The sequence below is a fragment of the Streptomyces sp. NBC_00984 genome (assembly GCF_045162475.1).
In the GTDB taxonomy this organism is placed as follows: domain Bacteria; phylum Actinomycetota; class Actinomycetes; order Streptomycetales; family Streptomycetaceae; genus Streptomyces.
The window spans coordinates 1,836,661-1,863,237 of the sequence record NZ_CP108734.1 but is presented as its reverse complement, the minus strand read 5'-3'; the positions used below and the strand labels follow the sequence as shown (position 1 = coordinate 1,863,237).

The following is a 26,577-nucleotide window of genomic DNA, read 5'->3' as shown; positions in this document are numbered from 1 at the left end:
CGGGCCGTCCCCCGGGTCGTGCCGCCAGCGCAGTCATCCCAAATCCCGCATATCGATTCTCCATCGCGGGTCCCCCTGTGAACCTTGGGAGTCAGGCATCATGACCCAGCAGTCAGTGGAGCCCAGGACCAGTGCGGAGGACGCGGGCCAAGGCTCGCGCGTCCCCGCCGGAAGATCCTGGCTCGACCGGTACTTCCACATCTCCGACCGTGGCTCCACCGTCGCACGCGAAGTGCGCGGCGGTATCACCACCTTCATGGCGATGTGTTACATCCTTCTGCTCAACCCGCTCCTGCTGTCCGGGCCGGACGCGGCGGGCCACCGGCTCAGCCACGCCGGGCTGATCACGGCGACCGCCCTGGCCGCCGCCGTGTCCACCCTGCTGATGGGCTTCATCGGCAAAGTGCCCCTCGCCCTCGCCGCGGGACTCTCCGTCTCCGGCGTGCTCGCCACCCAGGTGGCACCCCACATGACCTGGCCGCAGGCCATGGGCATGTGCGTGATGTACGGCGCCGTGATCGTGCTGCTGGTCGTCACCGGGCTGCGCGAGATCATCATGAACGCCATACCGCTGGCCCTGAAGCACGGCATCACCATCGGCATCGGCCTGTTCATCGCGCTGATCGGCCTGGTCAACGCCGGTTTCGTCGGCAAGGGCGCCCCCGTCACGCTCGGCGTCGGCGGGCAGCTCGCCGGCTGGCCCGTACTGCTCTTCTGCGTCACCCTGCTGCTCATCTTCATGCTGCAGGCCCGCAATGTGCCCGGCGCGATCCTGATCGGCATCGTCGTCGGCACGGTTCTCGCCGTCATCGTCAACGCGGTCGGCGACATCAGCCCCGAGGCATGGGGCGGCAGCGCGCCCGAACTGCAGGGCAGCGCGGTCTCGATGCCCGACTTCGGGCTCTTCGGCCATGTCGAGTTCGGCGGCTGGGGCGACATCGGCGTCATGACCGTCGGCATGATCGTGTTCACCCTGGTGCTGGCCGGCTTCTTCGACGCGATGGCGACCATCATCGGTGTCGGTACCGAGGCCGGTCTCGCCGACAGCAAGGGCCGGATGCCGGGTCTCTCCAAGGCACTGTTCATCGACGGTGCGGGCGGCGCGATCGGCGGCGTCTCAGGGGCGTCCGGGCAGACCGTCTTCATAGAGTCGGCGACCGGCGTCGGCGAGGGCGCCCGCACCGGTCTGTCCTCCGTCGTCACCGGTGTGCTCTTCGCCGCCGGACTGTTCTTCACCCCGCTCGCCCAGATCGTGCCGGGGCCGATCGCGGCCGCCGCACTGGTCGTCATCGGCGCGATGATGATGCAGAACGCCCGTCATGTCGACTGGAGCGACCGCTCCATCGCCGTGCCGGTCTTCCTGACCGTGGCGCTGATGCCGTTCACCTACTCCATCACCGCCGGTGTCGGCGCCGGGGTGATCTCCTTCGCCGCGATCAAGGCGGCGCAGGGCAAGTTGCGTGAAGTGGGCGTCTTCATATGGGTGCTGACCGGCGTGTTCGTCGTGTATTTCGCGCTCAGCCCGATCGAGAGCTGGATCGGCGCCAAGTAGCACCGGAGCCGGTCCGCACCGCAGCCGGTCCGCAGCGGAACCTCCCGCCGCCGCCCTTTCCGCCCCTCCGCACATCCGTAGAAGGAGAAACGCCATGCTGGACATCGCCGAAGAGCTCAACCGGTGGGTCGAGCAGGGACGCGACTTCGCCGTGGCCACCGTCGTGGCGGTCGGCGGCAGCGCGCCCCGGCAGCCCGGAGCCGCGCTCGCCGTCGACCGTGACGGCACGGCGATCGGATCCGTCTCCGGCGGGTGTGTGGAGGGTGCGGTGTACGAGCTGTGCGGGCAGGCGCTGGACGACGGCACCGCGGTGCTCGAACGGTTCGGCTACAGCGACGAGGACGCCTTCGCGGTCGGACTGACCTGTGGCGGCGTCATCGACATCCTGGTGACACCGGTCCGTGCGGACGACCCCGCACGGGCGGTGTTCGCCGCCGCGTTCGCCGCCGCCGCACGGGGGACGGCAGCGGCCCTCGCCAGGATCACCGACGGGCCGGCGGAACTCCTCGGGCGCCCCCTGCTCGTCCACCCCGACGGCTCGTACGAGGGCGGGTTCGGCGGACATCCGGAACTGGACCGCACCGCGGCCGCCGACGCCCGCGCCATGCTCGACGCGGGCCGCACCGGTGGTGTCGTCATCGGCGCCGACGGCTCGCGCTGCGGACAACCGCTCACCCTGCTCGTCGAATCGAGCGTCCCACCGCCCCGGATGATCGTCTTCGGGGCCATCGACTTCGCCTCGGCACTCGTCCGGGCGGGCAAGTTCCTCGGGTACCACGTGACATTGTGCGACGCCCGCCCGGTCTTCGCCACGAAGGCCCGCTTCCCCGAGGCCGACGAGCTGGTCGTCGACTGGCCGCACCGCTACCTCGCGGCGACCGACGTCGACACGCGCACCGTCCTGTGCGTCCTCACCCACGACGCCAAATTCGATGTCCCGCTGCTGGAACTGGCGTTGAAGCTGCCGGTCGCGTACGTCGGGGCGATGGGATCGCGCCGCACCCACCTGGAGCGCAACGACCGGCTGCGCGAGGTCGGCGTCACGGAGCTGGAACTGGCCAGGCTCCACTCGCCGATCGGCCTCGACCTCGGAGCACGTACCCCCGAGGAGACCGCGCTGTCGATCGCCGCGGAGATCGTCGCCGACCGGCGCGGCGGCAGCGGCGTTCCGCTCAAGGGTGCGCACACCCCGATCCATCACGAGGCCGGCCGGTCGCCGGCCGGAGTGATCACATTCGTGGCCTGAACCGGCCTCCGGACCCCGACCGCTGCGGGCGGGTTGCCGCCACGGCGGCTTCACGCCAGGTGTGAACTCAACCGTAGCCATGCGTTTGCCGGTAGATCAGCAGCATGACTTCTACTCCCTCCTCCGCTTCCGGCCGGGCGAGATCCGCCCGCGCGGGACGCAGAGCACTGCTGTTGGCGACCGCAGTCGCCCTCGTGAGCGGTGCGCTGGTCCCCGCAGCCGGCCTCGCTTCCGCAGCTTCGGGCGGGCTCCGTCCGCCCGCCGACCGCCAGGCCGGCGCCCCTGTCAAGGAGTACGACATCACCCTGCTCACGGGCGATGTCGTGCACTACACGGATGGCGTCGGCAAGCAGGACACCGTCACCGTGGACCGCCCCGACGGCGCGACCGGCGGGGTGCATGTCCAGCAGGCCGGCGACGACATCTACGTACTGCCCGACGAGGCCACCGGGCTGCTCGCGGCCGGGAAACTGGACCGCAGGCTGTTCAATGTCTCCGCCCTCGCGAAGATGGGGTACGACGACAAGAGGTCGGGCGGCATTCCGCTGATCGCCACCTACCCGGCCGGCAAGGGCCGTTCGCTGCCCGCCGCCCCGCGTGGCGCCAAGAAGGTCCGCACCCTGGAGAGCATCCACGGCGCCGCGCTGAAGGCCGGCAAGGACACCGCCCGCACCTTCTGGAACGGCATAGCCGCTGCCCCCGCGCCCCGTTCGCTGGACGGCGGCATCGCCAAGCTCTGGCTCGACGGCCGTGCGGAGGCCGCGCTCAAGGACTCCGTGCCGCAGGTCAACGCCCCGCAGGCGTGGGCCGAGGGATACGACGGCAAGGGCTCCAAGGTCGCCGTCCTGGACACCGGCATCGACGCCACACACCCGGACGTCAAGGACCGCATCCTCGAGACCAAGAGCTTCGTGCCGGGCGAGGAGGTGGTCGACCGGAACGGCCACGGCACGCACGTCGCCTCCACGATCGCGGGCTCCGGCGCCGCCTCCGAAGGCGTCAACAAGGGCGTCGCCCCGGGCGCGGACCTGATCATCGGCAAGGTGCTCGGCGATGAGGGCTCCGGTGCCGACTCCGGCATCATCGAAGCCATGGAGTGGGCGAAGGCCGAAGGCGCCGACGTCGTCTCGATGAGCCTCGGCTCCAGCATCCCGGACGACGGCTCCGACCCCATGTCCCAGGCAGTCGACGCCCTTTCCGCCGACGGCGGTCCGCTGTTCGTGATCGCCGCGGGCAACGCCTACGGAGCGGGCACCATCGGCTCGCCCGGGTCGGCGGAGAAGGCGCTCACCATCGCCGCCGTCGACAAGAAGGACAACCGCGCGGACTTCTCGTCCATGGGCCCGCTGGTCAGGTCCTACGGTCTGAAGCCCGACCTCTCCGCACCGGGCGTGGACATCAACGCGGCCGCCTCGCAGTCGGTGCCGGGCATCGACGGGATGTACCAGTCGATGTCCGGTACGTCGATGGCGACCCCGCATGTCGCGGGCGCCGCAGCCATTCTGAAGCAGCGTCACCCCGACTGGTCCGGTCAGCGGATCAAGGACACACTGATGAGCTCGTCCAGGGAGCTCCCGGACTACACCCCGTACCAGCAGGGCACCGGCCGGCTCGATGTGAAGGCGGCGGTCGACACCACGATCGAGGCCACCGGCTCCGTCGCGGTCGCCTCGTACGACTGGCCGCACTCCCCGTCCGACCCGGTCGCCGAGCGGACGATCACCTACCGCAACACGGGTGCGAAGGACGTCACGCTGGACCTGGCCACGGACACGGACGCCGACGCCTACACCCTCTCGACGAAGCAGCTGACCGTCCCGGCCGGCTCCACCGCCGAGGCCGTGCTCTCGCTGGACCCGTCGAAGGTCGCGAACAACACCCAGTTCTCCGGACAGGTCATCGCCAAGGACGCGGCGGGCACCACCGTCGCCCACACCGGCTTCGCCCTGAACAAGGAGCAGGAGCTGTACGACCTGACGCTCAGGCTCCGCGACCGCGACGGCAAGCCGATGGACGGCACCGTCGTCCTCGGCGCACTGGGCGACCCGCAGCTGCAGTCCGTCGCGGTCCCGGGCGAGACCACGCTGCGGCTGCCGCCGGGCAACTACACCACCTGGTCGGCGGCGGACATCGCCGGTGACCGCGCCGACTCGAAGGCCCTGGCCTTCCTCGCGGCCCCCGAGGTCATCCTCGACAAGGCCACCACGGTCACCCTCGACGCGTCCAAGGCCCGCAAGGTCTCCGTGCGGACGCCGAAGGAGACCGAGACCAGGCAGCTGCGATATGACATGGCACGTACCGCACCGGACGGCACCGTCCAGCGCGACGCCTACCAGATCCCGCTGATGTACGACCAGCTGTGGGCGAGCCCCACCAAGAAGGTCACCCAGGGCAGCTTCTCCTTCCTGACCCGCTGGCGGCAGGGTGAGAAGCTGATCGACCTGACGGCCGGCGGCCGTGATGTCCCGGTGACCGCGCAAGGCGGTTCGCCGGTCGCGGAGAACAGCACGCAGAAGCTCGCCGCCGTCTTCGCGGGCAACGGTGCCGTGGCCGACTACAAGGGCCTGGACGTCAAGGGCAAGGCGGTCGTCATCCGCCGCAGCGACGCGGTCGCTCCCGAGGACCGGGCCGCCGACGCGGTGGCCGCGGGCGCCAAGGCGCTCTTCGTCGTCAACGACGGCGACGGCGTCGCGATGGAGTCGTACGCCCCCTATGGAACCGAGACCGCCGTCCCGGTCGCCTCGGTCCAGCGCCTCGCGGGCGAGAAGCTGATCGACGTGGCCCGGCACGGCTCGAAGGTGACGATCGCCCAGCGGAAGTTCGCCCGCTACGTGTACGACCTGGTCGACCGCCACGACGGTGTCGTCCCGGACCGCTCGCTGGAGTACGCCCCGTCGGCCCGCCGGCTGGCGAAGGTGGAGAACACCTTCTACGGCCACAAGGACATGCTCGGCGGCGGCTATCGCTACGACATCCCCGACTACGGTCCGGGCATCGGCTTCGAGGAGTACGAGAAGTTCCCCGGCACCCGCGACGAATGGGTCACCCCGCTTCCCGGAGCCTCCTTCTGGTACGAGAACCACTCGGTCCTCAACGCCACGGGGACGGACTCCGCCCAGGAGATGCGCAGCGGCGAGCTGGACTACACGGCCGGCCGCACCTACCCGGCCGAATGGTTCGCACCGATCGCCCGCCCGCGCCTGGGCACCGGCTACTGGGGTCCGTTCCGGTCCGTCCACAACGACATCCAGTACAACTTCACCCCGTGGACGGACTCGGGCGCGGGCCACTCGGGCGCCATGCCGGAGGACGAGTACGACACCACCACCACGGCCTTCTACCAGGGCGACACCCTGATCAAGAAGGCCGCGGGCCGGGCGGGCTTCGCCGGGGACGTCTCGCCCGAGAAGCTGCCGTACCGCTTCGTCCTCGACTCCGCCCGGGACGGCGATGTGTGGAAGACGTCCACCCGCACCCACACCGAGTGGAACTTCGTCTCGGGTGCCATGGACGAGAACGGCCCGTTCCAGGCCGACATCCCGATGCTTCAGCTGGACTACCGGGTCGGTACCGACCTGGCCGGTGACGTGAAGGCGGGCAAGTGGACCGAGGTCGGTCTTGCCTCCGGTACGCAGGAGTGGCTGAAGGGTGCGGTGAAGGCCACCGGGGCCTCGCTGTCGGTCAGCTACGACGACGGGAAGACCTGGGACGCGGTGCAGCTCCGCAAGGACGCGGCCGGTTCCTGGACCGCCCGGTTCAAGACCCCGAAGAAGGCCGGCTCGTTCGTTTCGCTCAAGGTGTACGCCGAGGCGGCCGACGGGCTGGGCGTCGACCAGGAGATCATCCGGGCCTTCGGCCTGAAGTGACCTGCTGAGCTTCGCTCTTGAGGCGGCCACGCACCCCCTGGCGGGGATGCGTGGCCGCCTCTCTTTGCTGTTTCTTGATGGACAAAATTTGTCTACTTTGCCCGTATATGGTGGGCGATAAGGCCAGAAAGGGACTTATCGCGGCACGGTGCAAGTTGCCACGGTGAGGCCGGGAGGCTTATAAGAGGAACGTGGCCGAAGCGATTCCGGGAATTCCGGGGGCTGTCGCCATGGAGGTTTCCCAATGTTTCTCACTCCGTCCGACACGGAGAAATTGCTGTTGAGTGTTGCCGGAATGGTCGCTCGTGACAGGCGGGATCGTGGTGTGCGGCTCAACTACCCCGAGGCCGTCGCGCTGCTCGCCTGCTGGGCCATGGAACGCGCCCGCGAGGGTGCCCGCGTCAGTGACCTGATGACCGCGGGGCGGGGCGTTCTCACCCGCGCTGACGTGCTGGAAGGAGTGCCCGAGATGCTGCATGACGTCCAGGTCGAGGCGACCTTCCCGGACGGGCGCAAGCTCGTCACGATCACCTCGCCGATCCCGTGATCCCGGGTGAGATCCGGACCGGGTCCGGCGAACTGAAAATCAATGACACTCGTACTCAATTGCATGTGACCGTGGTGAATGACGGCGACCGCCCCATTCAAATAGGCTCGCATCTGCATTTCTTCGATGCGAATCCCGCACTTTCCTTCGACCGGTCCTCGACCGAGGGATTCCGACTCGACATTCCTTCCGGAACTTCCCTGCGCTTCGAGCCCGGAGTCGGCGCCGAGGTCACCCTCGTCGAACTGGGGGGCCGCCGGAAGGTGCCCGGCATCGTCGTGCCGGGCACCCGGGCCGCGCATACGGATGGCCTGCGGGCCGCACGTACCGATGGCCTGCGGGCCGAACACGCGGATGACCCGCGGGCCGCGCGAAGGGATGGCATGTGACATGGCACGAATGACCCGTGACGCCTACGCGTCGCTCTACGGCCCCACCACCGGCGACCGCGTCCGCCTCGCCGACACCGACCTCTGGATCGAGGTCGAGGAGGACCGCTGCTTCGGTGGCGACGAGGCCGTGTTCGGCGGCGGCAAGTCCATCCGCGAATCCATGGCCCAGTCCACCGCCTCACGCGCCGACGGCGCCCTCGATCTCGTCATCACCAATGTCGTCGTCCTCGACCACTGGGGCATCGTCAAGACCGATGTCGGCGTACGGGCCGGAAGGATCGTCGCGCTCGGCCGCTCCGGCAACCCCGACATCAGCGACGGTGTCCACCCCGAGCTGGTGATCGGACCCGGCACCGACGTGGTCTCCGGCGAAGGTCGCATCCTCACCGCCGGAGCCATCGACACCCACGTCCACTTCCTCATGCCGGAGACCCTGCACGAGGCCCTCGCCACCGGCACCACCACCGTCATCGGTGGCGGCACCGGCGCCACCGAGGGATCCAAGGCCACCACGGTCACCCCGGGCGCCTGGAACCTCGCGATGATGCACCGGTCCCTGGACCGTGTCCCGCTCAACGTCATGCTGTTCGCCAAGGGCTCCACCGTCGGCGAGGAGGCCCTGCGCGAGGCGGCACTCGGCGGAGCGGGCGGATACAAGGTCCACGAGGACTGGGGCGCCACCCCCGCGGCCATCGACGCGGCGCTGAAGGCCGCCGACGACCACGGCCTCCAGGTCGCCCTGCACGCCGACAGCCTCAACGAGGCCGGCTACGTCGAAGGAACCCTCGACGCCATCGCCGGACGCGGCATCCACGTCTTCCACGCCGAGGGCGCCGGCGGGGGCCACGCACCCGACATCATCACCGTCGCCTCCCACCCCAACATTCTCCCGGCGTCCACCAACCCGACGCTGCCGCACACCGTCAACACCGTCGCCGAGCACCTCGACATGCTGATGGTCTGCCACCACCTCAACCCCCGCGTCCCCGAGGACCTCGCCTTCGCCGAGTCCCGCATCCGCGCCACCACCATCGCCGCCGAGGACGTCCTGCACGACATCGGCGCGCTCTCCATCACATCCTCGGACGCCCAGGCCATGGGCCGCATCGGTGAGGTCATCTGCCGCACCTGGCAGGTCGCGCACACGATGAAGCAGCGCTTCGGGGACCGGGGCAGCGAGCTGCCCGCAGACAACGAACGCGCCCGCCGCTACATCGCCAAGTACACGATCTGCCCGGCCATCGCCCATGGCATCGACCACGTCGTCGGCTCCGTCGAACCGGGAAAGCTCGCCGACCTGGTGCTGTGGGACCCCGCCTTCTTCGGGATCCGGCCCGCCGCCGTCATCAAGGGCGGCATGGTGGTGTACGCACCGCTCGGCGACGCCAACGCCGCGATCCCCACCACTCAGCCCGTCCTCCTGCGCCCCACCGCCGCCGCAGACGCCGCCCCGCACCTCTCGGTCAGCTTCGTCGCCCCGGCCGCCCTGGCCGACGGGCTAGCCGAACGCCTCGGTCTGGTACGGGAGTTGGTCGCTGTGCGTCCCACCCGTCACCTCACCAAGGCGGACCTGCCGAACAACACGGCACTGCCCGACATCGACGTCGACCCGGAGACCTTCGCCATCAGGATCGACGGTGAACTCGTGGAGCCCGCCCCCGCCATCGAACTGCCGCTGTCCCAGCGGTACTCCATGTTCTGATGGCGGGCCTGGCATCCCTGCTGCTCGGCGACGGACGGCTCCCGGTCGGCGCGTACACCTACAGCGCGGGACTCGAACCGGCCGTCGCGGCAGGCCTCACCCGTGACCGGATCCCCGCCCTGCTGAGGGCCCGGCTGCACACCGCGGCCGTCACCGAGGCCGCCGCCGCCGTACTCGCCCTGCGGGCCGCGGAGCGGGACCCGGTGGACTACGGACCCGTACAACAGGCACTCGCCGCGCGGACCCCGGCCGCACCCCTGCGTGAGGCATCGGCGACGCTCGGCCGCGGGGTGCAGCGCCTGGCGCGCCGGCTGGCCCCCGGCCACCCGGCGGTCACGGCCCTGACCGGGATCCGGCCCCGGCCGCTGCGGCCGGTGGCTCTCGGCGCGCTCGGGGCCGTCATGAAGGTGTCGGAGGAGGAGCTGGCGCGGGGCGTCGTCTACGACGAACTGCAGACCATCACCTCTGCGGCGCTCAAGCTGCTGCCCGGCGACCCGTTGGACACGGTCGCCTGGATCCTCGACGCCGAGCCGCACGCGGCGGCCGCGGTGGCCGAGGCCCTCGCGGTGCGGGCCCCGGCGGAACTGCCCGCCCGTACGCCCCCGCTCACCGAACAGTGGGCGCTCGAACACGCACAACGAGAACGGAGACTCTTCCTTGCCTGACCAGCAGACCGACCAGCAGGCCGACCGCCGGACCGACCAGCAGACTGACCGCCGGACCGACCAGCAGACCGGCCGCCGGACCGACCAGCCCCTCAAGCAGCCGCGCGCTCTGCGCCTCGGTGTCGCCGGCCCCGTCGGCACCGGCAAGAGCTCGATCCTGGCCACCCTGTGCCGTGAGCTGGCCGGTGAACTCGCCATGGCCGTCGTCACCAACGACATCTACACCGACGAGGACGCCCGCTTCCTCCGCTCGGCCGGTGTGCTGCCCACCGAGCGCATCCGGGCCGTCGAGACCGGAGCCTGCCCGCACACCGCGATCCGGGACGACGTCAGCGCCAACCTCGACGCCGTCGAGGACCTGGAGGAGGCGTACGGGCCGCTCGACCTGGTGCTCGTCGAGAGCGGCGGCGACAACCTCACCGCCACCTTCAGCCCGGCCCTCGCCGATGCCCAGCTGTTCTGCATCGACGTCGCGGGCGGTGGCGATGTCGCCCGCAAGGGCGGCCCCGGCATCACCGGCGCCGATCTCCTGGTCATCAACAAGACCGACCTCGCGCCCTATGTGGAGGTCGATGTGGCCGCGATGGTCGCCGACGCGTCGAGTGCGCGTGACGGCCTGCCGGTCCTCGCGCTCTCCAAGCACGATCCGGTGTCGGTCGCCGAACTCGCCGACTGGGTGAGGGGGATGCTCGTACGTCACAGCTCCGGCACCCATGTCCCCACCGACCCGGGCCCGATGGCACCCCACAGCCACAGCCACAGCGGCTCGTGACCGGGGAGTCCGCCGAGCCCACGGTCGTCACCGTGGAGCTCGACGGTTCGGGCCGCCACATCGCCCGGGAACTGCGCCCCGGCGCCTTCCTCGCGCCCCGGCCCCTGCTGCCGTCCCCCGACCGGGTGCGGATCGCCCTGGTCGGCACCCGGGCGGGTCTGCTCGCGGGCGACGACCTGCGGCTGGACATCTCGGTCGGCCCCGGCGCCCGGCTGGAGCTGGTCGAGCCGTCCGGCCTGGTCGCGTACGACCACCGCGGCGGCACGTCGAGGTGGCGGGCCCGGGTGGACATCGCGGAGGGCGGCGAACTGTGCTGGGACGCCCGGCCGTTCGTGATCTCGACGGGCGCCCGGGTCGAGCGCTCGATGGAGGTCGCACTGGCGGCCGGGGCGCGGATGCTGTGGCGCGACACCCTGGTGCTGGGGCGTTCCGGCGAGCGGGGCGGCGGGGTCAGGGCGCTGACGCGTGCCACGTACGGCGGCTGCGAGCTGCTGGTCGAGGACCTGGACCTCATGGACCCGGACATGCGTGAACTCCCCGGCATCCTGGGCCCCAACCGCATCATCGGCTCGGTCACCGCCCTCGGCGCCGCACCGGGCGGCCGGCCCCACCCGTACCGCACGGACCTGGCGGGGCCGGGGGCGCAGGTACGGCTGCTGGACACGGTGGCGCCCGTGATCGAGGCGGAACTGGCCGCCGTCTGGGAGGACTGGCTCGCACCGGGCGGACCCGGAACGCCAGGCCTCCCGGTCACGAACGGCTGACCGCGCCGCGCGCCACCACGGCCGCGCACAACAGCGCGGGCACCGCCACGACCGCGAAGCAGACGGCCGGCGGCAGGCGGTCCACCAGCAGGCCCACCGCCGCGGCGCCCACCGACGACCCGGCGTTGACCGCGGTGTTCACCCACGCACCCGCCTGCGTACGGCTGCCCGCGCCCACGGACTCGTCCGCGATGAGGTAGGCGGTGGTCAGGGCGGGCGCGACGAACAGCCCGGCCACCGCCGCGACCGCGGCCAGGACATACACATCGGGCGACAGCCCCGCCCCGACCATGGCGGCGCCCAGTCCGGCGGCCAGCAGCGGCAGCCGCACCCGGTTCGACGCCCGCCAGGAGACGGCGCCGTAGGCGATCCCGCCGACCGCGCTCCCGGACGAGAGCGCGGCCAGCACCCACGACACCGCCGCGCCCTGGTGACGCTGCTCGGCGAACGCCACCACCAGCAGATCCAGACCCCCCAGACACAACCCCACGGCCGCCGTCACCAGCACCGCGTGCCGCAGTGCGACGATGCCCAGCAGCCGCCGCCCGGCCGGTGGGCGGTCCGGTCCGGCCGCCGTGCCGTCGGGCGCTGTCGCGCCCGTACCGCGTACCGCCGGTGAGGACACCAGCGCCAGCGTGCCGACGAACACCAGCGCGGCGCTGATCGCTACACCGGCCGCGGGCGAGGCGAACTTCACCACCACGCCCACCAGCAACGGTCCGCTGACGAAGAGGAGTTCCTCGGCGACACCGTCCAGGCTGTAGGCGCGCCGCAGCAGTTCCCGGTCGGCGACGAGGCCGCTCCACAGGGTCCGCATCACCGGCCCCAGCGGCGGTGAGCAGGCCCCCGCCGCGGAGGCCAGGGCCCCCAGCAGGAACGCCGAGGCGCCCGGCCGCCAGGTGGCATACGCCAGGGCGGCGAGCAGTGCCGCGTAGAGGCCGGCCATCGGCGGCAGGGCCCGGCGCGGCCCGTACCGGTCGATCAGCGCGGCACGCGCGGGGGAGAGGAAGACGCTGGTCGCCCCGAACAGGGCCATGACGGCGCCTGCGACGGAGTACGAACCGGTGGCGGCGTTCACCGCCAGCATCAGGGAGAGGGAGACCATCCCGTACGAGAGCCGCCCCAACAGGGCGGCACCGAAGGTGCGGGCGGCGTGACGGGTACGCAGGACAGTGGCGTAGGAAGGCGTGCGCGAAGGCACGGGTGATGGCGAAAGCATCGATACGTTCCTCGGGAGGGCAGCGCGGCGGACGGCGCTGCGGGCATGCGGGGACACCGAAGTGCCGCACCCGGTGGGAAACGGGGTGCGGTCAGTGCGGGGTCCTACACACGGGAGAGGAACATGTCGGCCAAGGTATCAGGGCGACACGCCTGGGTAGAGAGGGAGTTCGGCGCCCCGATGGCCGAAAAGTGCTGTGAGGTGTGACATTGCCTCGGGTAGCGTCGACGCCCATGTCGCCCTCCCCGTACCCCTCCCGCGAGCGCCCCGACTATGACGCGGACGAGCGGACTCAGCTCGTCGGCTGGCTCGAAACACAGCGGGCGACCGCCCGTTGGAAGTGCGAGGAACTGTCGGAGGCGGACGCACATCGCCCCGTCCTGCCGTCCTCGCCGCTCATGACGATGGCGGGTGTCATGTCACACCTCCGGTGGGCCGAGCACCTCTGGTTCGAGGTCGTCCTGCTGGGCCGCCCGGCCGTGGGACCGGTGTTCGACGAGCCCGAGGACTCCGACATGAGGGTGGAGGGCGTTCCGCTCGCGAAGCTGCTGGACGACTACGACCGGCAGGTCGCGGTGTCGAACGAGATCGTCGCGGCACGGTCGCTCGACGAGGTGGGCCGGCACCCGGACTTCGAGGCCTCGGGCGCGAGCCTGCGCTGGATCATGTTCCACATGATCGAGGAGACCGCCCGGCACGCGGGCCACCTGGACGCCATCAGGGAGATCCTGGACGGCAGGACGGGCCACTACTGACGGTTCCGGCCGACAGCCGGCGGCCCGTGTCATCCGGTGATGCCGGTGTTGGCCGTCAGGATCTGCCCGGCGGTCCGCCGTAGTTCGGGGAGGAAGGCGACGACCTCCTCGCCCCGGCGGAGAAGGTCCTCGGTGGACGTGACGCCGAGATCGGCGACGGCCTCCCGGAAGGCCGGGAGGCGTGCGCGGTGCAGCTCGGGGGCGTCCGCGGCCAGTACGGTGTGACATCGCGCGAAGGTCGCGATGATCCAGAACACGGCTTCGCGGTGGTCGCCCCGCTCGATGAGGTGCCGACTGCCGTCGATGGCGACCGGCCGTGCCTCGGTGGTGATGTCGCCGCTGAAGAAGAACGGCGTACGGGCGACCTCCGCGGCGGCGTCGAAGGTGTGGGCCAGCTCGTCCAGATGACGGCCCGCCCTGCGTGCCGACAGCCTCGCGCACCCCAGGAGCTCCAGCAGCTCCGGGTACAGATGCGCCTGTCCGTACGCGTCGAGGACCTCGCGCGCCGCCGGGTATCGCAGCCGGACCGTGGGGTTGCGCAGGGCGGCGACCAGCAGCACGTGGGTGGTCACCCCGGTGGGGAACAGCCACGACATCACCTGTTCGTGGAACGGCGCGGAGGCGTCGAAGGCGCCGAGGCGGGTCTCGATGCGGCGCTCGGCGTCCAGACATCTGCGGCGCACCCAGGGCCGTTCGGCGAACCGGCGCGACACGTCCGCCCGCAGCTCGCGCAGCCGGCCCGTCGGGTCGTCGATGACCGTGTCGCGGCGGAAGCTCCCCGCCAGGTGGTACGAGGAGAGCACCTCGTCCGCCGAGGCGAGCTCGCCCCACGACAGATGGCTGACCTCCAGCAGCGCATCCCGGAAGCGGAACTTGCCGGGCTTGGCGGGCGGGTCGGGTTCGGCGGTGACGACCATGACGTCCACGTCCGAGAACGGGGACAGCTCGACCCCGTCCGGCAGACCCACCGTGGAACCGCTGAAATAGGCGCCACGGAACCAGGGATCGGGCCGGGCATGCTCGGTGACCCACTGGACCGCGGCCGATCGGGCCGTACCGACTCTCACGCCGAACCTCATTCCTCGCTGCGGGAACACGCCCCCCGAAGCCCCCGTGGCCGCCGGGCGTCCGGCCCGGGGCGATGCCGCTTCGAAGGGCTCACGGTATGCCGGTCGTGCTGCTCCGTGCCCGCGAAGCGTGTCACTCGTTGCCAGGCACGTGGCCGAGGCGTCAACTGTTCTCGCGCCGGACACCCGTGTGGCGTGACGCCTCCGGCGGGGAGAGGACTGCGATGAGGAAGATCGTTCTGATGATGTCGGTGTCTCTCGACGGCTTCATGGAGGGGCCGGACCGAGAGATCGACTGGCACCTGGTCGACGACGAACTGCACAGTCACTTCAACGAGCAGCTGAGGACCATGGGCGGCTTCCTGGACGGCCGTGTGACGTATCAGCTCATGGCGGACTTCTGGCCGACCGCCGACGCCGATCCGTCGAGCAGCGGACCCGAGGCGGAATTCGCCGGCATCTGGCGGGACATGCCCAAGATCGTGTTCTCCCGGACACTGGAGCGGGCCGACTGGAACACCACGATCAGGCGGGAGGTCGACGCCGAGGAGATCATGGCTCTGAAGGCGCAGCCCGGCGGGGACCTGTGTCTCGGGGGCGCGGGTCTCGCCGCGACCTTCATGCGGCTCGACCTGATCGACGAGTACCGCGTCTACGTCCATCCGGTCGTCCTCGGCCGGGGCAAACCGCTTTTCCCGGCCTCGGCGGTCCGAACCGGCCTCCGTCTGGCCGGGACCAGGGAATTCGGCAACGGGGTCGTGCTGCTCCGTTACGACCGCCGCGCGGTTGCTCCAGCGGAATGAACTCCCCGGGCCACGACGGTGCGCGACCGGTGCTGTGCCGGGTCGTACGGGGAGCCCTCCCCGTATAACTGCCGCACCATCGCGAGATCTCACGAAAGGACCGGCGATGACGCTCAGTGTCGAGGACCGTCTGGACATCTCCGAACTGCTCGCCCTGCACGGGCACTTGGTCGACAACGACGAAATGGACCGGCTGGACGAGGTGTTCACCGACGACATCGTCTACGAAACGTCCAACCTCGGGCACGGGGAACTGCACGGGCTGGCCGCCTTCCGGGACATGGCACGGGCGCGGGCGGGCAAGCCGGGTGCGCCCGTCGGCCACCATGTCACCAACATCGTCCTCACCGAGGCCGGGGACGGCCGGGTCCACGCGCGGTCCAAGGGGATCGGTGCCGGCCCGGACGGCGAGTGCGGAAGCGTGACCTACGAGGATGTGATCGTGCGCGGCGAGCGGGGATGGCGCATCAGCCGGCGCAGGATCATCCTGCACTTCTCGCCCGCGGCCGCACCGGAGACCGAGGAGGCCGACAGCTGATGGCCGACGGCCGACGGTGCCCCCTCGGACAAGCAGGGGGCGCCGTCGGCCGTGCCACGTCACCGCCGTCAGGCGCTCAGCATGCCCGAGGTGTCGATGACCTGACGGATCGCCCGGCCCGAAGCCAGCTCCTCCATCGCCGCGTTGATGTCGGTCAGCGGCAGTGTGCCCGTGTGCATCTGCTCCACCGGCATCAGGCCCGCCCGCCACAGGTCCAGGAACCTCGGGATGTCACGGCGCGGCACCGCGTCACCCATGTACGAGCCCAGCAGGGACTTGCCCTCGCCCGCGAACGCCAGGGCCGGCACCTCCAGCACCCGGTCGGGCGCGGGCAGACCCACCGAGACGACCTTGCCGCCCCGTGCCACGGCCGACAGGCACTGCGCCATCACCTTCGGACTGCCCACCGCCTCCACCGACAACTCGGCTCCACCGGAGGTGAGTTCGCTGATCTGCCGCAAGGCGTCATCGGGGGAGAACGTATGCGTCGCGCCCAGCCGGAGAGCCAGCTCGCGCTTTTCCTGGACCGGGTCGACCGCGATGATCGGGTACGCCCCCGCCGCGCGGGCGCCCAGCACCGCGGAGAGGCCCACGCCGCCCAGGCCGTAGACCACCGTCGACTGCCCCGGACGCAGGGCCGCCGTGTTGATCACCGCGCCCGCACCCGTCAGCACCGCGCAGCCGAACATCGACGCCACGGTGAACGGGATGTCCTTGGGGATCGGGACCACCGACTCCTGGGCCAGCACCGCGTGTTCGGAGAACGCGGAGACGCCCAGCTGGTGGTGGACCGGATTGCCGGAGGCGTCGGTCAACAGTGACGGGCCGTGCAGCAGCGCCCCCGAACCGTTCGCCGCCGCGGCCTGTGCGCACAGGGCCGGCCGGCCCGCCGCGCAGTCGCCGCAGAAGCCGCAGCTCGGCACGAAGACCAGCGCCACGTGGTCGCCGGGGGAGACCCGGCCGACGCCCGGTCCGGTGTCCTGGACGACACCCACCGCCTCGTGACCCAGCGCCATCGGCAGCGGACGGACCCGGTCGCCGTTGACCACCGAGAGGTCCGAGTGGCAGAGCGAGGCGGCCGCGATACGGACCAGCACCTCGCCCTCGCGCGGGGCGCCCAGCTCCAGCTCCTCCACCTCGACCGGACGGGTCTCGGAGTACGGGCGGGCCGTCGATATCCCGCGCAGCACCACCGCACGGGTCTTCACGCGCCCACCTCCGGACGCGGGGCGCAGCGCAGCACGTCGCGGCTCTCCAGCAGCGGGACGACCTTGCCGAGCACGATCTCCTGGAAGTGCGGGGTGGCGCAGTGGGCGGTGAAGTCGGCCTCGGAGGCGTACTCCTCGTACAGCACGACCGCCCGCGGGTCCTCGGTGCCCTGGTGGACCCGGTAGGCGAGGTTGCCGGGCTCCTGGCGGGAGGCGGCGGCCATCGTGTCGAGCAGGGGCAGGACGGTGTTCTCCTCACCGGCCTTGGTGCGGTAGCGGGCTACGACCACGTACGTCATGGGGGTTACTCCTGGGGTGCGGCGGGCCTCTTCAGGGCGGTGGGCGGGACCGGCGGCAGCTGGTCCCGGCGCAGAGTCCAGAGGCGGGGGTCGGACGTGGCGGCGGCGGCCGACCCGAGGGCCAGTGCCAGCGCGACGTCCGCGGGGGTCTCCACGAAGCCCGCGGCCACCGACGGGGACATCGCGCGCTGTGCCTGCGCGCTCATCCGGGCGATGATCGGGGCGGGCATGATCTCGACCAGGTCCGGCGCCCCGCGCGAGATCGCGTCCGTGGAGCGGCGCAGATTGGACCGGTCGGTGACGAACACCTTCATCATCGTCAGCAGGCCGAGCGGGCGGCCCTTCTCTATGAGGGAGAGCCGGGTGCTGACCACGCCGTGCGCGCCCATGTTCCTGATGAACTCCAGCGCGCCCCGGTCCTGCGCCAGACCGGGGCTGCTGTCCACGTTCACGAACACGGTCTTCCCCGCCCGGCCCAGCGCCGGCACGACCTGGGGCAGTTGCCCCACGGCGAACGAGGCGAGGATGCACACCTTGGCCGGTGCGGTCAGGAACTGCCGCAGCGGCTGGGTGCCGACGACCGACGCGACGACCGGCACCTCGGCGAACGCCGCGGTGAGCCGGGGGTCGAGTGCGGCACCGGACCGGGACGGGGAAGGGGTCATGGCAAGGGCCTGCCTGGGGAGGGAAGGGTTCGTGGTTGCTGAGGGCTGGTGTCAGTTCAGCGGAGACGTACCGAATCGGCTGGGAAGGCCCAGTTTGCCAGGGTTGAGAATGCCGGCCGGGTCCAGGGCCTTCTTCACCGCGACGAAGGTCGCGAAGCCCGCCCCGAGGGATTCCTCCAGGTAGGGGCCGCGCAGCAGACCGCAGCCGTGGTGGTGGCTGAGCGCCGCCGCGTGCTTGATCAGCACGGCGTTGGCCGCGTCCCACACCGAGCGGTACCAGTCGCGGCGCGACTCGGGGGCCACGTCGCCGCGCAGCGAGAAGTAGACGCAGGCGCCGTCGGTGTACGCGTGGGACTGGTGCGCCGACGCCGCCAGGGTGCCGGGCACCGACTGGATCGCGGCGACCACCTCGTCGTAGATCACCGGGAGGTCGGTCCAGGACGCGGCCATCTCCAGGGTGTCGGCGACGAAGCCGGGGCCGGGCTTGAAGCCGTCGGCGGACTTGCCGACCAGCATCCGCTCGTCCAGCCAGCGCTCGAAGACCGCCTCGCTGTCCAGCTCGGGGCCGTACGCCTCGCAGACCTCGGCCGCCACCTTGATCGAGGCGTCGACGATGGCCGGGTCGCCCTCGTCGGCGACGAGCAGGAGGTTGGTCTCCGGGTGGCCGAAGTGGGTGCCCGACTCCAGGGTGTCGTACAGACGCAGGACAGCCGGGGTCGCACCGCGCTGCATGATCCTGCGGCAGGCGTCCAGGCCCTGGGCGAAGGTCTTGAAGCCGTACGCCACGGCGTTGGCGTACTCCGGCAGCGGGTGGACCCGCAGCCGCGCCGAGACGATGACGCCGAGGGTGCCCTCCGAACCGACGAACAGCTGGCGCAGGTCCGGGCCGACCGCGGCGCGGGCGTAGTCGCCGTACGTGGCACGCGTACCGTCCGCGTGCACGACGTCCACGCCGACGACCATGTCCTCGATCTTGCCGTACCGGGTGGAGAGCTGACCGGCGCCGCGGCAGGCGATCCAGCCGCCGACCGTGGAGACGGCGAACGCGGACGGCCAGTGGCCGGTGGTGACGCCGTACTCCTCCTGGAGCTGCTTCTCGAAGAGGTCGCCGAACATGCCGGCCTGGACGTCCACGACGTTCGACTCGGCGTCGAAGCCGGTGATCTCGTTCAGCCCGCAGACGTCCAGGACGACGCCGCCGAAGACGGGGAGCGCCGCACCGGTGACGTTGGAGCGGCCGGCGGACGGGGTGACCGGGATGCCGGCCTCGTGGCAGATCCGCAGCACGGCCGCGACCTGGTCGGCGTCGGCCGCCTCGACGATCACGGCGTCCGGCGTCGCGGGACGGCCCTCGGTCTCGCCGATCATCGAGCCGGCCCACCAGTCACGGGTCCGGGTGACGACCTCCTCGCGGGCGGTGTGCACCGCGTGCGCGGCCTCGCGCAGCGCCTCGATCACGGTCTCGGGGACCTCGACCGGGTCGACCTGGAGGGCGGCCTCGCCGTCCCCGATCGGGGTGTTCTGCGCCCACTTGGCGAAGCTGGGGGCGCCGATCGTGTAGTTGCCCCGGTTGAACGGGTGGGTGATGGTCTGACGGCTGATCATGCTGCTGCCCCTTCGAGGAGTACGGACTTTTCGTGACGGACGGCCGCGAGGTACTCGGAGACCGAACGCTCCACCTCGGCCTCCGTGAGGTTCAGTTCCCGGCCGAGGATCGCGCCCACGGCCCCGGCGGCGTCGGCTGACGCGTCCCGGGCGAACAGCCGGGCGCGCATCCGGCGGGAGAGCACGTCGTCGACCGAGCGGGCCAGTTCGGCGCGGGCCGCGTACACGACCTCCGCCTTGGTGTACGGGAGGCCCGCGACGATCGGCTCGGCCAGCGTCGGGTCGTCCTGGATCAGGTCGCCGACGAAGCGGGCCTCGGTGCCGAAGCGCTCGCCGAGGTGCGCGGCGATGCCGCCGGAGGCCGCGACGGCCTCGGCGTCGTAACCGGCGCCGCCGAGCAGCGGGAGGTCGGTGGTGCGGCTCCTGCCCTTGCGGCCGAGGACGGTCATCACCTTGTCGATGACGAGTTCGCCCATGTGCCGGCTGGTGGTGAGCTTGCCGCCGGTCACCGTCACCATGCCGGTGCGGCCGATGGTGATGTGGTGGTCGCGGCGCATGTCGAGGGTCGCCCCCTCCTTGCCGCCGACCAGCGGGCGCAGACCGCCGATGGAGCCGACCACGTCGTCCGGGGTGAGCTTCCCCTCGAAGGCGGTGTTGGCGCCCTCCAGCAGGAAGTCCATCTCCTCGCGGGTGCAGTGCACATCGTCGGGGGAGCCCTGGTAGTCCTCGTCGGTGGTGCCGAGCACGACGCTGTTGCCCCAGCGGGTGCAGGTCGCGCGGCGGGCCCGGCCGGGGATCGGCACGGTGACCGTGCAGTTGATCCGCACCTTGTCCCACGGGACCACGATGTGGACGCCCTTGGCAGGCCTGACCTGCGGCTTGTGGCCGTCGTCCGCCTTCGCGTCGAGCTCGTCGGTCCATACGCCGGTGGCGTTGACGACGGCCCGCGCACGGATGTCGAAGGTGTCGCCGTCCGCCGAGACCCGGGCACCGGCCACCTTGCCCATCTGCATCAGCAGACCCTCGGCCCTGGCACCGTTGAGGACCGTCGCGCCGAGCGCCGCCGCGGTCCGGACGATGGTGAGGACGAGGCGGGCGTCATCGGTGCGGGCGTCGAAGTACATCAGCCCGCCCTTGAGGTTCTCCGCGCGCAGCGTCGGCGCCTGCGCGAGGACCTCGGGGACGGTGAGCCGCTGGTGCAGCTTGCCGATCCGCCAGCCGCCGACCAGGTCGTACGTCCACAGCAGGCCCTCGAAACCCTTGGCGAGGCGGGCGTCGAAGATGCCCTCCTTCTCCAGGATCGGGAAGAGGAACGGCAGCCGGTGCACCAGGTGCGGGGCGTTCTTGCGGAAGCGGTGGCGCTCCAGGAGCGAGTGGCGGACCAGGTTGACGTTGCCCTGCTCGATGTAGCGCAGGCCGCCGTGCACCATCTTCGAGGACTTCGACGACGTACCGGAGGCGAAGTCGTCCTTCTCGACCAGCGCCGCGCGAAGCCCGCGCGAGGCCGCGTCGAGCACGGCGTACGCCCCGGTGATGCCGCCGCCTATGACGAGCACGTCGTACGTGTCGTCGGCCAGCCGGCGCTTGAGGGCTGCCCGGTCGAGCAGCAGGGGCGTTCGGCGGGTCGCCGCGGCGCTGCGCCGCGGCTTCCGGGCGGGCATGGTGATCACAACATCAACTCCTGGTGTTTCGGTGCGGCGGCCGCGTGGTCGGTACGGACCGCCGGTGCGACGGTCGGGGGGCCGTCAGTGGGGGGTGTGAGGTTCGGGGTCCTTCAGTGGGAGCAGCGCCGGGTCGCCGAGGTGGGCGATCAGCACGTCGCGCCAGGCGGACCGCTGTGCGGTGCGCTCGGCCGCCGTGATCGAGGGCTCGAAGATCCGGCCGAGCGGCTGTGCCTCGACGACCTCTTCGAGCGAGGACCACAGGCCCTGGGCGACACCGGCGAGATACGCGGTGCCCCGCAGGCTGGCGGTGGCGGAGTCGGAGACCCGCTCCAGCGGCAGGCCGGTCAGGTCGGCCTGGATCCGCATGAGCGGGTCGCTGCCGGAGACACCGCCACCGACCCGGAGCCGGGTGAACGGTGTGCCCATGGTGTCGGCGACCCCGTCGATCAGGTCGCACACCGAGTGCGCGATCCCGTCGAGCACGGCGCGGGCGAGGTCGGCGCGGGTGGTGGCGAGGGTGAGCCCGGTGAGGGATGCGGTGGCCTCCGGGTGCCAGACCGGCGTACGGACCCCGGCGAGCGCCGGGACGAAACGCGGGGTGCGGCCCGGCCGGGTGGGGACCCGGCCCGCCTCCTCACCGAGCTCCTTCGGCGATGCGAACAGGCCCAGGTCGTCGCAGAGCCAGCGCAGCGCCGATCCCGCCGTGGAGGTGTACGCCTCCAGGCTGTAGTGGCTGATGTCGCCCTGCCGCCGGCCGGGCTGGGCGAGCACCCCGGAGATGTCCGGCCGGGGCAGGGCGGGCGTGGTGCCGGTCGCCGCGTCGACGAAGGCGCCGGTCCCGTACACGCACATGCCCTGCCCGGCGGCGAGACCGCCGAGCGCGACGAGTGCGGCGTGCTGGTCGCCCATGGAGGCGGCCAGCGGGACGGCGATCCCGAGGGCGGCCGGGTCGGTGGTACCGAATCCGGCGTCGTCGGAGCGGAGCTCCGGGAGCAGGTCGAGGGGGAAGCCGAGGTGGCTGATCCACTCCTCGTCCCAGGCGTGCCGCTCCAGGAGGTAACCGCCGGTGGAGGCGGCGTTCGTCGGCGTCGTGGCGTGCACGGCGCCGCCGGTGAGCCGCCAGATCAGCCAGGTGTCGACGGTGCCGAAGAGCAGCCGGCCCTCGCGGTGCGAGGCGGCCACCTCCGGGTGCGCGGCGATCTGCCGGGCGGCCCAGAGGAACGGTGCGCGGGCGCCGACCGGCCGGCCCTGCCGGGCCAGCAGGGCGGCGTCCCACTCCGCCTCGTACGCGGTGAGCTCGGCCGCGTGCCGCCGGTCCTGCCACACCACCGCGGGGAGCAGTGGCCGCCCGGTCACCCGGTCCCACAGCATCGCGGTGGCCCGCTGGGTGGAGAGCGCCACCGCGGTGATCCCGATGCCCTCCTCGCGGGCCCGGCCGACGGCCCGGCGTGCCACCTCGACGGTGGCGGTCCAGATCTCCATCGGGTCCTGCTCGACCGAGAGGTCGTCCGGATGACTGACCTTGATCGACCGGTAGAACACCTCGTGGGCGGCGCCCGAGTCGAGGACGACTCCGGCCCGGGTGCCCGTGGTGCCCTCGTCGATGGACAGCACACCGCGCCGTGGGGCGGCGCCGGGGAACGTCTGCGTCATTGCAGCCCTTTCATTGCGAGCATCGCGAGCGAGCTGTGCGGAGGGGGAGAGAGGGGAGGGGACCATCGTGTGGTGCGACAGGCCCGGTGGCCGGTCAGCGCGCGGTCACGGACTCCGCGGATTCCGACGGACCCGCCTGGGCGCCGGCGGCGGCCCGGTCCTGCCCGGCGACCTCGTCGGGGGACGCGGCCTTCGTGGGGTCCCACTTGATCGCCAGACAGGTGATCAGGCCGAGCAGCGGCACGACGGAGAGCACCAGGAAGGTGTCGGCGAGCCCCAGCGAGTCCTTGATCTGCGGGAAGACGTACAGCCCGACCACACTGCCGAAGCTGCCGACCATCCCGGTGACACCGGTGCCGAGCGCACGGACGTCGCTGCTGTACGAGAGCGCGGCGATGGACTTGCCGTTGGCGCCGGGGCCCGCGGAGTGGCAGAGGATGAACAGCACCGGCAGCAGGAACGCCACGGCCGTGGGCACCTTCTCGAAGGTCAGCCCCATCGCGAGCAGCGCCACGAAGACACCGGCGAACCCGGCGGCGGAGCTGAGACGCAGCCCGAGCCGGCGGCCGAAGTAGGCGGAGAGGAGCCCGCCCGCGATACCGAAGGCGTTGAAGACCATCGAGCCGATGGTGGCCTTCTCGAAACTCTCGCCGAAGATCGTCAGGCTGATCAGCGGGAGGTACCAGCCGACCGCGAAGTACTGCATCGACTGGCCGAGCGAGATGACCGAGGAGAGGACCGTGCGCGGCAGGTACTCGCCCTTGAAGAGCAGTCCGGCCTGGCGGAACCCGATGGCGGGCGCCTCGGCGGCGGCGCGGGTCGCCTCGTCGGGCTTCCCGGCGACGGCCTTGATCTTGTAGATCCTGTCCAGGTTGACGACGGCCTCGTCCAGCCGGCCCTTGCTCGCCAGCCAGGTGGGGCTCTCCCGCAGCATCAGCCACTGGCCCAGGAGCAGGGCGGCGGCGACGACCGCGGCCGAGCCGACCGACCAGCGCCAGATGTCCGCGCCGACGTCCAGGTTGAAGAAGAGCAGGGCGAGCGCGAGGTTGCTGGTGGTGGCGACGTACCAGACGGCCTGCCACAGGTTCAGCCGCCCGCCCAGCTTCGCGGGCGTGTACTCGGCGAGCAGCGCCATGGCGACGGCGAAGTCGATGCCGTACGCGACGCCCACCAGGACCCGGCCGAACCAGACCACGGTGAAGTCACCGGCGAAGGCGGCCAGCAGGGCGCCCGCGATGGCGAACACCTTGGCGATGAGCAGCGGGGGAACACGGCCGATCCGGGTGGCGAGCCAGCCGCCGACCGGGTTGAAGATGATCGCCAGGGCCGGAGCGGTGGCCGTGAGGATCGAGACCTGGGTGCTGGTGAGCTCCATCTGGGACGTCATCGGCCCCAGACCGGCGCTCAGCGCGGCGTTCGAATAGGCGTCGAGAAACAGCCCGCCGAACACGAGAAACCAGATGACCTGCGCCCGGCCGGTGATCTTTCCCAGCCCATCGATGAGCGCAACGACGTCGGCGACGCCTTTGACGCTCGGACGTTGTGCCATGAATCCGCCTTCGAGGAAGACCCATCGGCGGCACGGGGAGCACAAAAAAACAGGCATGACGAAACCACCGACAGGTGGTCTATGTCTGTGCCTGTCAAAACACTGCGGAAAGCGCCGCAGCACGTGAACTGCAAGGAATGCGAACTACGCAGTGAGGTTAAGAACGAGCCAGGAGAAACGTCAAGGGTTTCCGGCAGGTTACTTGAACGTGACATGGGTCCGGAGGGCGGGAGCGGGGGCGCGCGAGAGGTGCGCGCGGGGCGGGGCGATCCGCACGCACCCCGCCCCGCCCGTGGTGACGGATGTCAGCGACCCGTCTGCAGCGCCGCCCAGGTGTCCGGCCCCACGACGCCGTCGGCCGTCAGTCCCCGGCTCGTCTGATAGCCGCGTACCGCACTCACCGTCGCCGGGCCGAAGCTGCCGTCGACGCCGACCGTCGAGCCGAGCGCCGCGGTCAGCGAGCGCTGGAGCCGCTTCACCCCGTCGCCCGAGACGCCCTGCTGGAGGCTCGGCGTCGCGCCGGCCGACAGCAGCGCGGTCCAGGTCCTGGCCTCCACCACGCCGTCGGCGTCCAGTCCGCGGGCCGTCTGATACGCCGTCACCGCGGTCTTCGTGGCCGGGCCGAAGCTGCCGTCCACCGCGCCCGCGGTGTAGCCCTGGTCGTTCAGCAGCTGCTGGACCGCCTTGACCTGGGCACCCGTCGAGCCGCTCTGCTGGGTCGCGTACGCGGCGAAGCTCAGCCCGTCGGCACGGTCGCCGCCGGTGTCCCCGCCGACCAGCTGCATGTAGCGCGTCCAGTCCCAGTAGGGCCCCGGGTCGGTGTGGTCGTTGCCCGGTGCCTCGCTGTGCCCGATGATGTGCGCCCGGTCCTTCGGGATCCCGTACCGGTCGCACAGGTACGTGGTCAGGGCCGCCGACGACCGGTACATCGTGTCCGTGAACCAGGACGGGTCGTCGATGAACCCCTCGTGCTCGATGCCGAGCGCCGAGGCGTTGGCGCTCCTGGCGTGGTACGCGGTGTCGCTGTCGCGCACCGTCTGGGTGATCTCGCCGTCGGAGGAGCGCACCACGTAGTGGGCGCTCACCTCCGCGGTCGGGTTCTGGAACCAGCTGATCGAGCCCGCGTACGAGCCCTGCGTGACATGGACGATCACCTTGTCGATCTTCGCCGAGCGGCCCGCCGCGAAGTTGTGCGGGTCGGCCGGGACCCACAGCGCCGACGGGTAGTCGGGGCTCTGGGTGCGTACGCCGGTGGCGGAGAGCGAACCCTTCTGCGGGGCGACCGGACGGCTCGTCACGGAGATCCGCTCGCCGCCGGGGACGACCGCCCTGAGCCCGTCGGCCAGGAAGGTGTAGACGGTGTCGGCGTAGAGGGCGGCGGCGGGTCCCCGCGCGCCGCCGTACCGGGCGACGGCCGGGTACCAGGCGTCGATGTCGTCGCGGTCCCGGGCGTCGAGGCCGAGCTTGTCCGCGTAACTGCGCAGCACCGCCGCGCCGCCCAGGATGTTGGCCCCGGTGTCGGTGCGGAGCTCGGCGAGGGGCTTGCCGGTGAGGGCCGCCGCCCGTTCCAGGGTCCGGTTCGTGGGGTTGCTCACCAGATGCATCACGCCATAGCCGTTGGCCTGGCTGGGGCGCCCGGAGTGGCCGTCGAGCCGGGTCTCGCCGTAACCGACGGCGGCGAGCAGATCGCGCGGTACGTCGAACTCCGCGGCGGCCCGCGCGAACGCCCGGTTCATCGGGTGGCCGCCGTCCGGTGCGGCGAAGGCCGGCGAGCCGGTCACGGTGAGGACGGTGGCGGTGAGGGCCGCCAAAACGGATGCGCGGCCCTTTGCGTGGGCTGCGGCGCGGCTGGGCATACCTGCTCCTGCTCGGTGGGGGGAAGAGAACGGCCCCCGGGCCCGAGTGGGGTGGGCCGAGGGGCCGCGAAGCCCGCTCAGCGTATCCATCTGTCCAGGGCATGACAATCATTTGCCCGGTGTGTCGAACCCCCTTTCACTCCCATGGGTTGACGCGGAATCACGGGGCCTGCCCGGTGAGCGGATGGGG

Annotated in this window: 22 protein-coding genes; 12 read left to right on the top strand and 10 right to left on the bottom strand. The window is 71.3% G+C overall.

Going from position 1 to position 26,577, the window contains the following annotated elements; genetic code table 11:
- Positions 1-100: 100 nt before the first annotated feature.
- The 9 genes from OG520_RS08075 (at position 101) to OG520_RS08035 (ending at position 11,506) form a co-directional block, all read left to right on the top strand.
- On the top strand, positions 101-1,552 hold the full coding sequence (locus OG520_RS08075) for an NCS2 family permease (protein ID WP_406012713.1): 1,452 nt from the start codon (positions 101-103) through the stop codon (positions 1,550-1,552).
- Positions 1,553-1,646: 94 nt separating this feature from the next.
- Entirely contained in the window at positions 1,647-2,798 is a 1,152-nt protein-coding gene (locus OG520_RS08070; protein ID WP_406012712.1) for an XdhC family protein, read from the top strand.
- A 104-nt stretch (positions 2,799-2,902) separates the two neighbouring features.
- Positions 2,903-6,664, top strand: coding sequence for a S8 family serine peptidase (locus OG520_RS08065; protein ID WP_406012711.1), 3,762 nt, complete (start codon positions 2,903-2,905; stop codon positions 6,662-6,664).
- A gap of 244 nt (positions 6,665-6,908) precedes the next feature.
- Complete coding sequence (locus tag OG520_RS08060) at positions 6,909-7,211, top strand: urease subunit gamma (protein ID WP_399329141.1); 303 nt, start codon at positions 6,909-6,911, stop codon at positions 7,209-7,211.
- On the top strand, positions 7,208-7,600 hold the full coding sequence (locus OG520_RS08055) for an urease subunit beta (protein ID WP_406012710.1): 393 nt from the start codon (positions 7,208-7,210) through the stop codon (positions 7,598-7,600). The genes OG520_RS08060 and OG520_RS08055 overlap by 4 nt, the downstream gene beginning before the upstream one ends.
- A gap of 1 nt (position 7,601) precedes the next feature.
- The gene (locus tag OG520_RS08050) at positions 7,602-9,305 is read left to right on the top strand and encodes an urease subunit alpha (RefSeq protein WP_406012709.1); all 1,704 of its coding nucleotides are present in this window, start codon (positions 7,602-7,604) and stop codon (positions 9,303-9,305) included.
- Positions 9,305-9,970, top strand: coding sequence for an urease accessory protein UreF (locus OG520_RS08045; protein ID WP_406012708.1), 666 nt, complete (start codon positions 9,305-9,307; stop codon positions 9,968-9,970). Before OG520_RS08050 ends, OG520_RS08045 begins: the two co-directional genes overlap by 1 nt.
- A gap of 109 nt (positions 9,971-10,079) precedes the next feature.
- Positions 10,080-10,742 (top strand): urease accessory protein UreG, encoded by a 663-nt coding sequence (gene ureG / locus OG520_RS08040; protein WP_406016440.1) that lies wholly within the window; start codon positions 10,080-10,082, stop codon positions 10,740-10,742.
- Complete coding sequence (locus tag OG520_RS08035; RefSeq protein WP_406012707.1) at positions 10,739-11,506, top strand: urease accessory protein UreD; 768 nt, start codon at positions 10,739-10,741, stop codon at positions 11,504-11,506. The genes ureG and OG520_RS08035 overlap by 4 nt, the downstream gene beginning before the upstream one ends.
- Here the strand turns inward: OG520_RS08035 and OG520_RS08030 are convergent.
- Positions 11,493-12,725, bottom strand: a complete 1,233-nt coding sequence (locus OG520_RS08030; RefSeq protein WP_406012706.1) for an MFS transporter — start codon at positions 12,723-12,725, stop codon at positions 11,493-11,495. The genes OG520_RS08035 and OG520_RS08030 overlap by 14 nt on opposite strands.
- A 233-nt stretch (positions 12,726-12,958) precedes the next feature.
- Between OG520_RS08030 and OG520_RS08025 the strand changes: the two genes are divergently transcribed.
- Positions 12,959-13,480: a DinB family protein gene (locus OG520_RS08025; protein WP_406012705.1), complete on the top strand. Its 522-nt coding sequence runs from the start codon at positions 12,959-12,961 to the stop codon at positions 13,478-13,480.
- Positions 13,481-13,509: 29 nt separating this feature from the next.
- Here the strand turns inward: OG520_RS08025 and OG520_RS08020 are convergent, their stop codons facing one another.
- Positions 13,510-14,547 (bottom strand): hypothetical protein, encoded by a 1,038-nt coding sequence (locus OG520_RS08020; protein ID WP_406012704.1) that lies wholly within the window; start codon positions 14,545-14,547, stop codon positions 13,510-13,512.
- A 224-nt stretch (positions 14,548-14,771) separates the two neighbouring features.
- Between OG520_RS08020 and OG520_RS08015 the strand changes: the two genes are divergently transcribed.
- Both OG520_RS08015 and OG520_RS08010 read left to right on the top strand, forming a co-directional pair.
- Complete coding sequence (locus tag OG520_RS08015) at positions 14,772-15,350, top strand: dihydrofolate reductase family protein (protein ID WP_406012703.1); 579 nt, start codon at positions 14,772-14,774, stop codon at positions 15,348-15,350.
- A gap of 106 nt (positions 15,351-15,456) precedes the next feature.
- Positions 15,457-15,888 carry a nuclear transport factor 2 family protein gene (locus OG520_RS08010; protein WP_399329151.1) on the top strand — a complete coding sequence of 144 codons (432 nt, stop codon included), beginning with the start codon at positions 15,457-15,459 and terminating at the stop codon, positions 15,886-15,888.
- A 68-nt stretch (positions 15,889-15,956) separates the two neighbouring features.
- Here the strand turns inward: OG520_RS08010 and OG520_RS08005 are convergent, their stop codons facing one another.
- The 8 genes from OG520_RS08005 to OG520_RS07970 form a co-directional block, all read right to left on the bottom strand.
- The gene (locus tag OG520_RS08005; protein ID WP_406012702.1) at positions 15,957-17,096 is read right to left on the bottom strand and encodes a zinc-binding dehydrogenase; all 1,140 of its coding nucleotides are present in this window, start codon (positions 17,094-17,096) and stop codon (positions 15,957-15,959) included.
- The gene (locus OG520_RS08000; RefSeq protein WP_385548995.1) at positions 17,093-17,395 is read right to left on the bottom strand and encodes a putative quinol monooxygenase; all 303 of its coding nucleotides are present in this window, start codon (positions 17,393-17,395) and stop codon (positions 17,093-17,095) included. Before OG520_RS08000 ends, OG520_RS08005 begins: the two co-directional genes overlap by 4 nt.
- Before the next feature lie 5 nt (positions 17,396-17,400).
- A complete protein-coding gene (locus OG520_RS07995) occupies positions 17,401-18,060 on the bottom strand; it encodes a glycerol-3-phosphate responsive antiterminator (RefSeq protein ID WP_406012701.1) in 660 nt (219 codons plus the stop codon).
- 51 nt (positions 18,061-18,111) lie between these two features.
- On the bottom strand, positions 18,112-19,665 hold the full coding sequence (locus OG520_RS07990; RefSeq protein WP_406012700.1) for an FAD-binding oxidoreductase: 1,554 nt from the start codon (positions 19,663-19,665) through the stop codon (positions 18,112-18,114).
- Entirely contained in the window at positions 19,662-21,335 is a 1,674-nt protein-coding gene (locus OG520_RS07985; protein ID WP_406012699.1) for an FAD-dependent oxidoreductase, read from the bottom strand. The genes OG520_RS07990 and OG520_RS07985 overlap by 4 nt, the downstream gene beginning before the upstream one ends.
- 75 nt (positions 21,336-21,410) lie before the next feature.
- Complete coding sequence (locus OG520_RS07980) at positions 21,411-22,982, bottom strand: FGGY family carbohydrate kinase (protein WP_406012698.1); 1,572 nt, start codon at positions 22,980-22,982, stop codon at positions 21,411-21,413.
- Positions 22,983-23,076: 94 nt separating this feature from the next.
- The gene (locus OG520_RS07975) at positions 23,077-24,531 is read right to left on the bottom strand and encodes an MFS transporter (protein ID WP_399329157.1); all 1,455 of its coding nucleotides are present in this window, start codon (positions 24,529-24,531) and stop codon (positions 23,077-23,079) included.
- 305 nt (positions 24,532-24,836) lie between these two features.
- A complete protein-coding gene (locus tag OG520_RS07970; protein WP_406012697.1) occupies positions 24,837-26,387 on the bottom strand; it encodes a peptidoglycan-binding protein in 1,551 nt (516 codons plus the stop codon).
- Positions 26,388-26,577: the final 190 nt, after the last annotated feature.